This is a genomic window from Peribacillus sp. FSL M8-0224, from assembly GCF_038003055.1.
Classification (GTDB): domain Bacteria; phylum Bacillota; class Bacilli; order Bacillales; family DSM-1321; genus Peribacillus; species Peribacillus frigoritolerans.
This window is the reverse complement of record NZ_JBBOOJ010000001.1, coordinates 980,466-994,573: the sequence shown is the minus strand read 5'-3', so window position 1 is coordinate 994,573 and position 14,108 is coordinate 980,466. Positions and strand designations below refer to the sequence as shown.

Here is a 14,108-nt window from a genome sequence, read left to right as displayed (position 1 = left end):
TTTCAAGAAAAAACATGTCCAACTATAATACAACAATAAAAAATATCAGGAGGTTTTATTTATGAAATATGGTGTTGCAATTTTCCCTTCAAAAAAACTTCAAGATTTAGCTAACTCCTATCGCAAACGGTATGATACGAAATATGCTTTCATACCACCGCATCTAACGCTTAAACCAACGTTCGAAGCGACGGATATGGAAATTTCAACAATCGCGGAACAATTAAAAGTCATTGCTCAAAAGTGCAGGCCTTTTACGATGAGCGTAACCAAAACGAAGTCTTTCCAACCCGTAAGCAATACTATTTATTTCAAAGTAGAATTATCCGAAGGGCTTCAAGAACTGCATGATGCACTTAACAATGAGGATTTCATAAAAAGTGAAAGTGAACATGCATTTGTCCCGCATATTACGATCGCTCAAGATTTATCCGATAATGAGCATTCTGATGTTTTAGGCCAATTAAGCATGCTTGACATCAGCCATGAAGAAGAGGTGAAACGAGTTCACTTGCTGTATCAACTTGAAGACGGGGCATGGACCGTTTATGAAACATTTAGATTGGGAGCTGAATGATTTCGTGTTTGTAAAAATCGCAGAGAACAGCCAAGAGCTTGAAAACGCATATATGATTCGAAGAAAAGTGTTCGTCCAAGAACAAAACGTCCCTCTTGAAGAAGAGATCGATGAATATGAAAAAGAGTCCACACATTTCGTTTTATATGATGAGCAGCATCAGCCAATCGGTGCCGGCCGCTTCAGGGTCATTGACAACATCGGTAAAGTACAGCGCATTTGTGTACTATCATCGGGCCGTAAGAATGGTGCCGGAGCCATGATCATGAATGCTATTGAGGAATACGCAATCCAGCAGGAAGTGCCACAATTGAAGCTTGATTCCCAAGTGCATGCCATCCCTTTTTATTCAAAATTAGGGTATGAGATCGTTTCCGACGAATTCATGGATGCTGGCATTCCTCATAAAACGATGAAGAAAACCATTTTATGATATAAAAAAGCTGTCCTTCAGTCTTCTGATTGGACAGCTTTTTTTGTTCGTTCATGAACTTAAATTATCGTTTTATGAAAAAAACCATTTCCGTTCAATGGCAATCTCATCAAAAATACATAGTCTATATATAGAAAGCAAGAAGGAGGGAAAATTTTATGGGTAACAATGATTTTAACCTGGATGAGTCTCAAAAAAGACTGATGGAACTGCTGGTTTCGAGGACTTTAAGAAAGCATGGTTTCAAAAAGGAAAAGGTCGATCTAACTGAAAAAGAGAGAAACAACCTTAAAGAAACCGTTCGTTATTTACAAGAGCAATCACTAAAAATCATAAACCAAGAAAAGAACATCACGGAACATGATGTTAATCCAGTTACCAATTCCATTCACAACAAATTCACGGATTCCAAAGATAAATGACGCACCATATCACCTAATCACCTTACTTGCTGGCGAGAAATAAGTAAACCGAGACATAGCAGCACTTACATTTCATTCCTAAAGCTCCAGCTTCTTTATTATTCATCCCCCACACACTAATACTTTCTCTAAGTATTTTAAAAAATAGACGAATGAACTGATTTATTCGTCCAACCCGATTAACCATCAAAGCATATTTTAATAGGGAATAAAACCTAAGGAGGAAAAAACAACATGAACCAAAATGTATATCGTAGCAATTGTAACACACATGATGACTCTGAAAGGTCATGGTCGGCTCTAGATTCCGCTTCCAGACATCCCCTTTCAGGATTCTGTAACGACGATGACACAAAGATTGACCAAGATGCAAGACAGGATAATAATCAAGTTCAGCTTTCTGAAGAACTTATTTACATTAAAGATTCTTGTAATGTAAATATCACTTCAACGGATGTTAAAGCGGCCCTCTCACTGCAAGCTGCTCTACAAGCTGCAATTGCGGTCATCGTAAGCATTTCCGTTGCAGATGGTGATAATGCTGACAAGATCACTCAACAATTAATCCAATCTTCTAATGTTAAACAAATCACGCGCCAAAAAACAATTGTTGAAAACAGCCGTGATATCGACATTACAACAACTGATGCACAAATCGCTCTTAACATCCAACTTTTATTGCAACTATTGTTAGCCCTAATCGTGGAAATAGACATTCTTTAAGAAATCAACACAAAAAGGACACTTCACGTGTCCTCTTTTGTCTTTCTGGAGGAACTAGACAATTTCGTTGATGAACCTGCCTTTTCCTGTCATTCCAGGCGTTAAACCTTTCCTGACGCTCCTGCCCATTTCATATTGATATGTGCCTGCTCCATATGCACTTACCCGATCATTATCTTGAATTTGATTTAATCCTTCAACGCTTTCCCTTTCCCTTTCCAACACCTGATCAAAACGGATGGGTTGAATGGGTGCCGCTCCTTTAACAATTCTTACTTTCCCTGCAGCTTCGACCGTCCGGTTGGCATATTGAATATAATCAAATTGTGTGACAGGTGCTATATATCCCATAGTAACCCCTCCTTATATTGAAATAGTTATGTTGTCATTTAATTACCCTGCCTAAACAATATTTAAACATGATTTCCACATTCTTTTTTCCTAATCTTCTGGTATGATGAGTATTGCCGATATTTTTAATAGATTAGAGGTATCCATTTATATGAATCAAGCAAAATCTGGCAATGAAATCGTACATTTACATACCGTTTCAGCTGGTGAGCTGCAGACACTTTTTGAAAAGGGAAAACGTGATCAGCTTTCTTGTATCATTTGTCATAAACCAGTGAAATTATTTATTGGAATCCATGAGACACCTTATTTTTATCATAGCGACCCATCGCAGGGACCCTGTGAAATGCCAATTTCAGAATCAATAAATAAAGATAAGCCCTTAGAATATATGGAACAGAATGGTTTTAGGATTCCTACATCACGAACCATTACTGAAACGAAAACCATTACTGAACCTTTCCTTAAAAGCCGTCCCATAACCGGCAATCCGAAATATTCAGATAAAACATATGACCTGGCACAATCAGAGGAACCATACTTTCAAGAATTATCCTCTTCAGGGGTTGTTCTCGATGCAGAGCAACTCAAGGCGGTAATGTCGATCGATGGACCCATCCTTGTCCTTTCAGGAGCAGGCAGCGGGAAAACCCGCGTATTGACAGTACGTACTGCCTATATGCTCACAGTGAAAAAGATTGATCCAAAAAGTATCATGCTTGTAACATTTACGGCGAAATCCGCAAAGGAAATGCAACAGCGTCTGCTCGGCTATCCCAATATGACTCCTTCCCTTGTTTCTCAAATCGTTAGCGGGACATTTCATAGCATCTTTTATAAAATCCTGATTTTCCATGAACCAGCCAAATGGCAGCGGGATTTCCTATTGAAGTGGGAGTGGGAAAAAGAAAAGGTATTGAAACAGGCTGGCAGGGTATTGGAACTTGATGATAAGGAATTTGCATATGATCAGGCCCTTCAACAAATTGGACTATGGAAAAACTCATTGGCTTTTCCAGAAGATATACAGCCTAAGGACGATTGGGAGAAATCCTGTTTACATTTATATAAGAAATATGAAGAATATAAACAGCAAACAGGGAAGTATGATTTCGATGATATGCTTGTAGGCTGTTATGTATTTTTAAAAAATAATCCGGAATTTTTAAAGAAATATCAGCAAAGGTTTAACTATTTTTTGGTCGATGAGTTTCAGGATATTAATAAAGTTCAATATGAATTGATAAAACTCCTATCTGCTGAATCAAAAAATGTATGTGCGGTTGGAGATGATGACCAATCCATCTATTCATTCCGTGGAAGCGATCCGAAGTATATTTTGAATTTCAATCATGACTTCCCCCGATCCCAAGTGGTGAAGCTGACGGAGAATTACCGCTCTTCCCATGAAATTGTCGCTACAGCGAACCGCTTGATCAAGCGAAACCAGAACCGGATGGAGAAAAAGATGAGGGCACAGCATGATTCAGGAAATCCACCTGTTTTATTTTATCCTTATGATGAAGAATTGGAAGCGACGATGATCGTATCCGATATCCAGGAAAAAATATCCAAGGGAGCAAACCCTGGGGACTTTGCAGTATTGTATAGGACACACACGATGTCAAGGGCCATTTTTGAACGGCTAGCCGCTTCCAATCTGCCATTCGTCATTGAAAAGGATGCGGATTCGTTTTATCAGCGCAAGGTCATTCGCGGCATGCTTGCCTTTATGCGCTTGAGTTTGTTCCCGCATGACAGCAAGGCAGCATCTGATGTCCTTTCCTCCCTATTCTTAAAGCAAAGTATATTACAAGAGTTAAAAGCAATGACAATATTGCAGGATTGTGATTTCATCGATGCATTTGCTTTTGTTAAGACTGGACATGCTTTTCAAGAACGAAAATTAAAAACGATTCCGGGACAGATTCGGTCTTTAAAAATTATGTCGCCACTCGTAGCGTTAGAGATCATCGAGAAAGATTTAGGATACCAGGAATATGTAAAAAAACGCGGTAATGATGCGAACCTGGAAAAAGGGTCCGATGACATCCGTGACTTAAAGGTGGCGGCAAATCGTTTTCCAACCGTTGCCGCTTTCATTGAACATGTCGATCATATGACCGCGATGGTCCAAGAGATTAAACAGCTATCGAAACACTTTAAGGATGCCATACAGCTTACCACCATACATCGTTCCAAAGGGCTTGAATATCAAACCGTATATGTCCTTGCTGCTGTCGATGGCAGCATTCCTCATGATTTCGCACTTGAATCTTACCGAAAAGGGGAACTATCCCCTCTTGAAGAGGAAAGACGATTGCTCTATGTAGCGGCAACCAGGGCTAAAAAGGATCTTTACCTTTCCATCCTGCAAACTAGACGCGGGCGGACTGCCCATCCATCACGTTTCCTGAAGCTTTGACCAAAAGCCGACGCTATATATCTTGCAAATGGACTTTTTTAAAATTAAAAAACTACAGGCAAACTCGCTTTTTTTCAAGTTTGTCTGCAGTCTGAAGGCCTGCATGATAGCAGGCCCTTTTTCATTTTTTATTAATCATATTGGATATCGTCCCGAAATCAAGTTTATTCCCTTCAGCTACGATGGAATGTACGATTTTATCTTCCGTTTCCTTATTGACCGGCTTATTCGCTATTTTTGAAACGCGCTTAATGACGTTTCTAACCGTTGTTTCATCTTTGAAGTTGGCTCCTTGAAGCGAGTTTGCCAATTCTAATACATCTTTCATATTTACACCGGTTTTACCTTCTATGTTTTTAAAAAAGTTATTATCCATACTTAAGCCCCTCCCTTTTCTGTACCTATCCTATGGCATAATCAGAAAAAAGTGCTAGGCCCATACAAAAAAATAAAAGGAATAGGCTTCTTCTGCCTATTCCTTTTACACCTTAGCAGAAAGAAGCCCCTACAATGATCAATAGGATAAATAATACAACGATTATCGCGAAAGTGGAACCGCCGCCACCGTATCCTCCGCCATAACCGCCGCCGTATCCATAACCGCTGCCGCCACAACAACCGTAGCCACCAAAACCAAACATACATATCACCTCGCTCTCGCTAAAGCTTACTGATAACATATGTAGGTCTGGACAAATATGTATAGGCCATGTCCTAGGCCAGGCTGCCTATTTCCGCTTTTTTCATCCTTTTGGTCTGAAAACCAAAGCTCCGATGAATCCAAAGACGATTGCTGCAGAGATACCGGAACTTGTAATTTCAAACATGCCTGTCAGTACGCCGACTAGACCATGTTTTTCCGATTCCATCATCGCCCCGTTCACCAGCGAGTTCCCGAACGAAACGATCGGTATGGTTGCTCCGGCACCGGCAAAGTTAACAAGCGGCTCATATAAATCAAATCCGCCGAGAACAGCCCCTATTACAACGAACAAGCTTAACGTATGTGCCGGTGTCAGCTTAGCAACATCGAAAAGAAGCTGGCCGACTACACAGATCAAGCCACCGATGACAAAGGCCCAAAAAAACATTGCTAACATCGAAATCTCTCCTTTTTCATGAATTCATCCCATATTCAATGGCTACAGCATGGGCAATGCACGGAATCGTATCTTTTTGCTGGACGGAAAGCGGTGACAATAATGCTCCTGTTGCGACCAGCAGGATTTTTTTATATTTGCCGGAAATCATTTCATTCAGTATATGACCGTATAATACCACTGCCGAACATCCCGCACCGCTCCCGCCAGCCAAAACAGGCTGGTCCTTTTTGAAAATCATCAATCCGCAATCCTTGAATTTTTCCTGATTGATATCACAGCCCTTTTGCTTTAATAAGTCAAGAGCTGTCTCCCTCCCTATTTGACCTAAATCACCGGTAATGATGAAATCGTAATCATCCGGGGTCAAACCAGTATCTTTGAAATGGGCAAGTATCGTATCGGCGGCCGCCGGGGCCATCGCTCCCCCCATATTGAAAGGATCTTTCAATCCCATGTCAATGACCTTACCAATAGTGGCCGAGACAATATGCGGAAATTCCCCTTGCTTGCTTCCATTAGGAGCAACCAGCGCCACCCCTGCTCCTGTTATCGTCCATTGAGCTGTAGGTGGCTTTTGCCCGCCATATTCAGTTGGATAGCGAAATTGTTTTTCAACAGCTGCATTGTGGCTCGATGCACCTGTCAACACATAGTTAGCCCCGCCATAATTAGTGATGAAGGCAGCTAGTGCCAGCCCTTCCATCGATGTGGAACAAGCCCCAAACAAGCCGAAATATGGAATTCCGTTGGTTCTGGCCGCAAAGCTTGTCGGTGTAACCTGATTGATTAAATCACCCGCCAAGAAAAACTGTACCTGCTCCTTGTCAATCTTGCCTTTTTCCAATGCAAGCTCTACCGCTTTCTCCATCAAATGCCGATGAGCCTTCTCATAGGAATCCTGCTCCATCCACAAATCGTCGTATAAAATATCGAAATCACCAGCAATTTCTCCATTAGCTTCAAATGGCCCGCCTGTTACCCCTGTTTCCAAGATGACCGGCTTATTGGTGAACATCCATGTTTGTTTTCCCTTTAACACCGCTTAGCCCCCAATCATTAGGTAAATCGTTTTTATCAACGCCACGACAAAGGCTGAGAATACTCCGAATAAAATAACCGATCCGGCCAATTTAAACATATTGGATCCAACTCCAAGTACAAAACCTTCCGTCCGATGTTCGATTGCTGCCGAAATGACTGCGTTACCGAACCCAGTGACTGGGACGGCACTCCCTGCCCCCCCAAACTGGCCAATGCGGTCGTAAAACCCGAAACCGGTCATCAAAAGTGCCAGAAACACCATGGTGGCCGTTGTCGGACCTCCAGCTGTCTGCTCTGTAAAGTTGAAAAAATAAATATAGAAGTAGGAAATGGCTTGTCCCACTATGCAGAAAATACCACCTACTAAAAAGGCCTTCAAACAATTCTTCACTATCGGTCTTTTAATTTCATGCTTTCCTTGGAGCTGCTGATACGCATCCTGTATTGGGGTCGTTTTATCCTTGCCGCTCATATTGCTGAACCTCTCTTTCTAAATTAATTCTTTTTGAAGTTCTTCAATTTCCTTGAACTTCTTCCTTGCCTTTTTCTCGGGTACATCCTTTTTCTTAAGTAACTCGTTCAACCTTACCGATTCCAAAAAGATTTTATAATCGCTAGATACGATAAAATCATTTTTGGGAAACTTCTCTTCCAGATTTTCAGTCACAGTCTTTTCAATTTTCTTCATATGAAAACGTTGTAGGTGCTTAACTTTATAAGCGACGATAATCTTTTTGTCGTTTTTCACGACGATCACGTCATAGATGGTGTCTTCATTAGCAACTGTTTCCTTGACCTTTGAGATCAGTCCCTTTTCATCCTTCTCATCCATTCCATTAATGATATCCATCGGTTCAGGATTCGTACGTTTAATCATCGCGAAATTCTCCGTTTTTCCATCATTCTGATTGCTGCACGCCGTAAGCACACACAAAACAACTATAAAAATCAGCCAGCTTCCCTTAAAATATCTTCCTTGTCTGAACATAGAATCACATCCTAATTTATCGTTCTATTGTTATTTTCTTGTTTAACGGTTTTTTTATGAATGGTAGGATTAGGAAATAAAAAAACCCTTCCAAAATGGAAAGGTTTTTTCACTCAATAGCCTTTATTTTTATTGTTATTATTACAGCCACAATCTTTCTTGATTTTGATTGGCTGATCTTTTTTTATCGGTTTTGCATATGCCCATGGATTATTCTGTTTCTGATTCAATTCTTGACTCCTCCTTTAAGATCTATATCATACTATATGAATGATTAGACAAGTTGTTTCCAATCAAATGTCCATAATTTTGCTGATTATGACCTCAATTATCGCTCCTACTGCTGCAACGGCAAGGATTAATATCAGTACGTCGCCTATAAACCAATGTTGGATATAAAGGAAAACCAGAAAAAGGCTGACCCAGACACCCACGCACCAAAAACAACTTAGCAATTGACCAATCCACCCCAGCAGACCCTTTTCTTTGGGCATTAAAAATATTTCCACAATTCCTTCTTCATTTTTTTCTTCTATCTCTTTAAAAAAGGGGCTGCGCAGCGGCTCCATGATTTTATCGAAAACGATCAAGCGTGTCAGCCTGAAGGAAGCCAAGCCTAATATGATAAATAAGGTAAATTCACTTTGTGGGGGAAACATTTAATATTGCTCCTTCACTTGGATTCTTCAATTATTTTGGCATCGATAATATCCGGCAGACCCACGAAACGGATATGGTTCCCTCTTTTAATTTTCACTGATTCCCCTCTCATGCCCAACACATGAAACCGAAGCTTTTCTCCGTTAATTACCGCCTCACATAATGGTTTTGGAAAACCTTGATGATTGGATAGGCGGGAAATGATGTCACGGGAAGATTCTTTCTTCTCCACCTTTTTCCTTTTTCTCTTAACTGGCTTTTCATTTTCCTGTTCTATTTGTTCAGGATGTTCCATTTTTTCAACCGGAGCTTGCTCAGGGACATATTCTTCCGTGATTTTCCTTAATCCCGTAATCTCTTTTTCAATTTCCATCATGGCATCATAAACACCAAATTCGCGTTTGACCTGTTCGATTTTTTCTTCTTTATGCTCGGCTTCTTCCTGAAGTTCCGGCTCAGCGCTGTCTTGAGGTTTAGCCTTTTTCGTTCGAAAATCACTTTGCATATTTCCACGCAGATCTGATATTTTTGCTTGATCGACATATATAAGTGGTTTGGATTCTTTATCGCCATTTTTCTCTGACATGAAAACCCTCCTTAATATTTCAGAATATCCACGGACTGCAGCTGTTCCATTTGGTATTGGACAACTTTTTTCCCGAATTTATGCCTTATGAACAAACTGGATTCTTTTTTTTGTTCCAATTTCCCGAATAGTGTACGGTCATTGATGATGAACTTACAAACAGGCTTAGGTGCAAAGGCTGGAAGTCGGGACAATAGCTCCACCAATTCCTCGGCGGTATATGAAGTGCTGATATTTTTTTCATGTAAATTGATATGTCTCTTCAGCGTATTTTGTATGGTTTGTTTTCCAGCACAAGGCACACCAACTTTTTCCACGTCCATGATACCCCTCCTTCTTTTTCTCGAATAGGGTTGAAAGCAGCTTTATGCCGATTCTCGCAAACAATGAATATCCGCTCTATGTATCATTTATATGAAACTCACCCTTCTTTATGCTGGAGATGTGACACTCCTTCAAAAAAGGACATCAAACCAAGCTTGGATATGCTGGGCATTTATGGAGAAAACTAAAACATTTGAAGATGAAAAAAATCGGATAGATTTCAAATGAGGATGCAGCAATTAAAGATTCCTGAGGAGTGGAAAATCAATAAAAAAGGGGACCGATATCGGTCCCCTTCTTTTACTGTCATCCGATTATATGGTAACCAGAATCCACATGGATATTTTCCCCGGTAATCCCGCGGGACATGTCACTTAATAAAAATACTGCCGTATCCCCTACTTCTTCTGGAGTCGTTGTACGACGAAGCGGTGCTTCTTCTTCAATCTTCTTTAAAATGGTATTGAAGTCGCGAACACCTTTTGCGGATAGGGTACGGATAGGTCCCGCTGAAATAGCATTCACTCGAATGTTATCTTTGCCAAGATCACTTGACAGGTAACGGACATTGGCTTCAAGTGAAGCCTTAGCCACTCCCATTACATTATAATTAGGCATGACCCGCTCACCGCCAAGATACGTCATTGTGACGATGCTGCCGCCTTCCGGCATGATTTCTTTCGCCGCTTTAGCCACAGCCGTTAAAGAAAATGAACTGATATTATGGGCAAGCAAGAACCCTTCACGGCTCGTGTTGACGAACTCACCGTCCAGTTCTTCCTTGTTAGCGAATGCGACACTGTGTACCACGCCATGAATGATACCTGTTTCTTCCTTAATCGTCGCAAAACATTTTTCAATGCTTTCATCCTTCGTTACATCACATTGTAAAATGATGGAGGGCTCCCCTTCCAATGTAGAAGATAGTTCCCTAACGCTTTTTTCCGTACGGTCTTTTCCGTAAGTGAAAATCATCTTTGCACCTGCTTTATGTAAGGAACGGGCAACTCCCCAAGCAATACTTCTTTTATTCGCAACACCCATTATGACAAACGTTTTTCCCTCTAATGAAAAAGTCATCGTATGTGACCTCCTATTTTTAATACAAGTTATTAGTACCTGCTACTAATGACAGTATATCAAATTTCCTTTGATAAAAACACCGTTTTCTAAAGTCCTCTGGGAATGACCCTCCAGGAGGGCCTTCTTTGACTTATAGTAAATAGCCCATTAATAATGTTGCTAATCCGAAATAAATAAGAATACTGATAAGGTCATTTATAGTTGTAATGAAAGGACCTGAAGCTACTGCTGGATCGATTTTCATTTTATGCATGAGAAGCGGGACGATTGAACCGGCAAGTGTGGCAACGATCAGAGTTATGAAAATTGAAATACCGACCAATAAACCCAGCATTAAATCTTTTTGCCAAAAATAGACGATGAAAATGATGGAAATTCCGCATGTCAGACCAATAATAAGGCCAGTTCCAGCCTCTCGAAGGACTAGTTTCCACTTGCTTTCCTGTTCTAATTCACCTGTTGCGATTCCTCTGACCGCTACTGCCAATGCTTGTGTACCTGTATTTCCAGCCATGCCGCCAATCAATGGAATAAATACAGCCAGAATCGCTTTTTGGCTTAGTGTCTCTTCGAATCGCCCGATCAAACTCGCAGTCAGCAAGCCTAAGAACAAGAGGATGACCAACCATGGCAGCCGTTTTTTTGCAGCTGAAAATGGACTCTTATCAACATGATCCAGATCAGATATACCGGCGAGTTTTGAATAATCATCCGATGCCTCTTCATCCATGACATCAATGATATCATCAACCGTAATAATCCCTAACAAATGGTTTTGGAAATCGACGACCGGCACGGCAAGGAAGTTATAGTCCCTTATTTTTCGTGCCACCTCTTCCTGGTCTTCAGATACAGGTACGGAAACTACCCTGTCATCCATTAAATCACCAATTAAAGCATCTTCATCTGCTATGATCAAAGTCCTGAGCGATAAAACACCAAGCAGCTTCTTATCCTGATCGGTAACGAACACATAATATATCGTTTCCGCATCCGGAGCTTCCCTTTTTAATATCTGCATGGCTGATCGAGCCGTTTCATTTGCTTCAATGGCAATGAACTCTGTCGTCATGATACTTCCTGCCGTAGATTCCTCATAATTCAGAAGTTCCTGGATTTCGCTTGCCGCTTCATCATCCATGATGGTCAAATAGCTGACGGCCTGCTCATCATTGATTTCATTCAAGACGTCAGCAGCATCATCCGCATACATATGGGAAAGCATATCAGCTGCGTAAGAAGGATTCATTTCAGCCAACAGGCTTTCGTAATCCTCTTCATCTATTTCTATATTCTCAAAAAGGTCCGCCATTTCTTCCGGTGACAAATATGTGTAAATGACGGATCTGTATTCATCTGACAAGCTTGTATAAAATTGAGCCTGATCATAAGGGTGCATTTCAAGGAACTCCGTACGAAACTGATCTAGATTTTCCGTTTTAAGCGCTTCAAGCAAAAACTCGTTATTCACTTGACTACTCTCCCGTTCCTTCTCCCGGTCCTTCATCTCCTCCATAACCATACACCTCCTAAAACATATTTTTTCATTTCCTCGTTTATATTTTATTTTTTAAATAATACTATACTAATACCATAAACATATACAAAACAAACAAAGGATGTGTCAAATGAACATCGATATCATAGGGGACATTCATGGATGTTTCGCTGAATTCAGGCAGCTGACCGAAAAAATGGGCTATACATGGGAGACTGGGGTTCCTGTACATCCCTCTGGAAGGATTCTCGGCTTTGTAGGGGATTTAACCGATCGCGGCCCCAATTCCCTTCAGGTAATCGAGGTTGTCCATGAATTAGTCATTAACCAAAATATAGCAAGGTATGCCCCAGGTAACCACTGCAATAAATTGTATCGTTATTTTTCAGGCAATAAAGTACAAATATCACACGGTTTAGAAACTACTGTAGCTGAATATGAATCACTGAACAGTCGGGAGCAGAAGAAAATCCGGAAAAAATTCATGGATCTATATGAACGTTCCCCACTTTATCAAATCATGGATGAAGGGCGATTGATCATTGCCCATGCAGGAATTCGCAGTGACTATATTGGTCAATATAGCAGTAAAGTAAAAACCTTTGTCCTCTATGGTGATATAAATGGCTCCAAACATCCGGATGGGTCTCCCGTCAGGAAAGACTGGGCCAAATCATACAAAGGGGAATCTTGGATCGTATATGGCCACACACCTGTCCCTGAAGCTAGACAAGTCAATCATACATACAATATTGATACAGGCTGCGTCTTCGGTGGAAAACTGACGGCTGTCCGTTATCCCGAAATGGATCTTCAAGAGGTGCCTTCAACCATGCCATATATAGCGGAAAAATTCAGGACATCTTTTGATTAACCAAAAAAACTCGCCATCTTGGTGAGTTTTTTTGCGTCTATGATTTTTTACAAAAATCTTGAATCATTCGTTTTAATGTGCCCCGTTATAAAAATCAGGAATCCCATCCTTTACTTCCATCGAGCAAACGGGACATATCTTCTGGCAACTCTTCTTGAAACAACATCATCTTCTTTGTGAAAGGATGTAAAAATTTCAGCTCAAAACAATGCAGGGCTTGGCGAGGTATACCTCTCCTGTTCCCTCCATATAAATCATCACCAGCCAACGGGTGACCAATATGAGCCATATGGACCCTGATTTGATGCGTACGCCCTGTTTGGAGTTCCAAATCAAGGAATGTATGGGACTCTGTGTGTGCCAATACCTTAAATAGGGTACAGGCATGCCGGCCATCCTCCCTAACTTCCCGTTCGATGATGCTGGTCGATTTTCGTCCGATTGGCGCCACTATCTCTCCTACAGGTCCTTCAACGATCCCCTCAGCTATGGCTTGGTATCTCCGTTTAACCTGTCCTGATTTTTGCTGTTCACTTAATAGGTGATGGATATGCCGGTGCTTGGCAATTAAAACCAGACCTGATGTATCCCGGTCAAGACGTGTAACTATATGGATCGTCGCCTGTACTCCCGTCTTCCTATAATAACCCGCCAAGCCATTCGCCAGACTGCCGTTGGGATGCTCGCGGGAAGGAATGGTATTCATGAAAGGGGGCTTGGCCACCACCAATACAAACTCATCTTCATACCTGACATTCAGGGGGATCGGTTCCGGTAAAAGGCCTTCGCTTGCCTGCTCCGGCGGGAATATGACGGTGACGGTGTCACCTGTTTCAATCCGTTCCCTTACGGTTACTTCTTCGCCGTTCAACCGGATATATCCACCTTTAAACTTAATATCCGTTAATGCTCGTTTTGAAATATCGCATTTGCTGAGAAACTCTCGCAATAAAGAGCCAGAATCCTCTTCAGAAACCGACCAGGTCAAAGAAAAGTTTTGATTTGACATGAGGTGAGTCT

Annotated in this window: 19 protein-coding genes; 6 read left to right on the top strand and 13 right to left on the bottom strand. The window is 41.1% G+C overall.

Translation table 11 applies throughout. From position 1 onward, the window contains the following. The first annotated feature begins 61 nt into the window (after nt 1-61). The 4 genes from MKX49_RS04795 (at nt 62) to MKX49_RS04780 (ending at nt 2,155) form a co-directional block, all read left to right on the top strand. On the top strand, nt 62-577 hold the full coding sequence (locus MKX49_RS04795; protein WP_048686587.1) for a YjcG family protein: 516 nt from the start codon (nt 62-64) through the stop codon (nt 575-577). Further along, a complete protein-coding gene (locus MKX49_RS04790) occupies nt 549-1,010 on the top strand; it encodes a GNAT family N-acetyltransferase (protein ID WP_207200503.1) in 462 nt (153 codons plus the stop codon). Before MKX49_RS04795 ends, MKX49_RS04790 begins: the two co-directional genes overlap by 29 nt. 158 nt (nt 1,011-1,168) lie before the next feature. Then, entirely contained in the window at nt 1,169-1,432 is a 264-nt protein-coding gene (locus MKX49_RS04785) for a hypothetical protein (RefSeq protein WP_048686585.1), read from the top strand. A gap of 234 nt (nt 1,433-1,666) precedes the next feature. Then, nucleotides 1,667-2,155 (top strand): spore coat protein, encoded by a 489-nt coding sequence (locus MKX49_RS04780; RefSeq protein WP_063591806.1) that lies wholly within the window; start codon nt 1,667-1,669, stop codon nt 2,153-2,155. Nucleotides 2,156-2,209: 54 nt separating this feature from the next. Here MKX49_RS04780 and MKX49_RS04775 read toward each other — a convergent pair whose 3' ends face one another. Further along, nucleotides 2,210-2,506: a hypothetical protein gene (locus MKX49_RS04775; RefSeq protein WP_340875324.1), complete on the bottom strand. Its 297-nt coding sequence runs from the start codon at nt 2,504-2,506 to the stop codon at nt 2,210-2,212. 151 nt (nt 2,507-2,657) lie between these two features. On the opposite strand from MKX49_RS04775, the gene MKX49_RS04770 reads away from it, so the two are divergent. Next, nucleotides 2,658-4,931, top strand: coding sequence for an ATP-dependent helicase (locus MKX49_RS04770; protein WP_340875321.1), 2,274 nt, complete (start codon nt 2,658-2,660; stop codon nt 4,929-4,931). A 121-nt stretch (nt 4,932-5,052) separates the two neighbouring features. Here MKX49_RS04770 and MKX49_RS04765 read toward each other — a convergent pair whose 3' ends face one another. The 11 genes from MKX49_RS04765 to mgtE form a co-directional block, all read right to left on the bottom strand. After that, nucleotides 5,053-5,307, bottom strand: coding sequence for a stage VI sporulation protein F (locus tag MKX49_RS04765; RefSeq protein ID WP_034314458.1), 255 nt, complete (start codon nt 5,305-5,307; stop codon nt 5,053-5,055). Nucleotides 5,308-5,419: 112 nt separating this feature from the next. Further along, nucleotides 5,420-5,572: a YjcZ family sporulation protein gene (locus MKX49_RS04760; RefSeq protein ID WP_072272578.1), complete on the bottom strand. Its 153-nt coding sequence runs from the start codon at nt 5,570-5,572 to the stop codon at nt 5,420-5,422. A gap of 102 nt (nt 5,573-5,674) precedes the next feature. Then, complete coding sequence (spoVAE, locus tag MKX49_RS04755; RefSeq protein ID WP_048686576.1) at nt 5,675-6,031, bottom strand: stage V sporulation protein AE; 357 nt, start codon at nt 6,029-6,031, stop codon at nt 5,675-5,677. A gap of 16 nt (nt 6,032-6,047) precedes the next feature. After that, a complete protein-coding gene (spoVAD, locus tag MKX49_RS04750; protein WP_323599630.1) occupies nt 6,048-7,073 on the bottom strand; it encodes a stage V sporulation protein AD in 1,026 nt (341 codons plus the stop codon). A 3-nt stretch (nt 7,074-7,076) separates the two neighbouring features. Next, entirely contained in the window at nt 7,077-7,547 is a 471-nt protein-coding gene (gene spoVAC / locus MKX49_RS04745) for a stage V sporulation protein AC (RefSeq protein WP_048686569.1), read from the bottom strand. Between the two features lie 18 nt (nt 7,548-7,565). Next, nucleotides 7,566-8,063 carry a YhcN/YlaJ family sporulation lipoprotein gene (locus MKX49_RS04740; protein WP_048686567.1) on the bottom strand — a complete coding sequence of 166 codons (498 nt, stop codon included), beginning with the start codon at nt 8,061-8,063 and terminating at the stop codon, nt 7,566-7,568. Nucleotides 8,064-8,356: 293 nt separating this feature from the next. After that, the gene (locus MKX49_RS04735) at nt 8,357-8,722 is read right to left on the bottom strand and encodes a DUF1360 domain-containing protein (RefSeq protein WP_034314467.1); all 366 of its coding nucleotides are present in this window, start codon (nt 8,720-8,722) and stop codon (nt 8,357-8,359) included. A 14-nt stretch (nt 8,723-8,736) separates the two neighbouring features. After that, nucleotides 8,737-9,309 (bottom strand): hypothetical protein, encoded by a 573-nt coding sequence (locus tag MKX49_RS04730; RefSeq protein ID WP_289349317.1) that lies wholly within the window; start codon nt 9,307-9,309, stop codon nt 8,737-8,739. An 11-nt stretch (nt 9,310-9,320) separates the two neighbouring features. After that, complete coding sequence (locus MKX49_RS04725; RefSeq protein ID WP_251538687.1) at nt 9,321-9,632, bottom strand: hypothetical protein; 312 nt, start codon at nt 9,630-9,632, stop codon at nt 9,321-9,323. Nucleotides 9,633-9,939: 307 nt separating this feature from the next. Continuing rightward, nucleotides 9,940-10,713, bottom strand: coding sequence for an enoyl-ACP reductase FabI (gene fabI, locus MKX49_RS04720; protein WP_034314473.1), 774 nt, complete (start codon nt 10,711-10,713; stop codon nt 9,940-9,942). A gap of 133 nt (nt 10,714-10,846) precedes the next feature. Continuing rightward, a complete protein-coding gene (gene mgtE, locus MKX49_RS04715; RefSeq protein WP_340878468.1) occupies nt 10,847-12,223 on the bottom strand; it encodes a magnesium transporter in 1,377 nt (458 codons plus the stop codon). Nucleotides 12,224-12,344: 121 nt separating this feature from the next. On the opposite strand from mgtE, the gene prpE reads away from it, so the two are divergent. Continuing rightward, a complete protein-coding gene (prpE, locus tag MKX49_RS04710) occupies nt 12,345-13,088 on the top strand; it encodes a bis(5'-nucleosyl)-tetraphosphatase PrpE (protein WP_057278897.1) in 744 nt (247 codons plus the stop codon). Between the two features lie 94 nt (nt 13,089-13,182). On the opposite strand, the gene MKX49_RS04705 is transcribed toward prpE, so the two are convergent. After that, the gene (locus MKX49_RS04705) at nt 13,183-14,097 is read right to left on the bottom strand and encodes an RluA family pseudouridine synthase (RefSeq protein ID WP_063591814.1); all 915 of its coding nucleotides are present in this window, start codon (nt 14,095-14,097) and stop codon (nt 13,183-13,185) included. Nucleotides 14,098-14,108 lie beyond the last annotated feature (11 nt).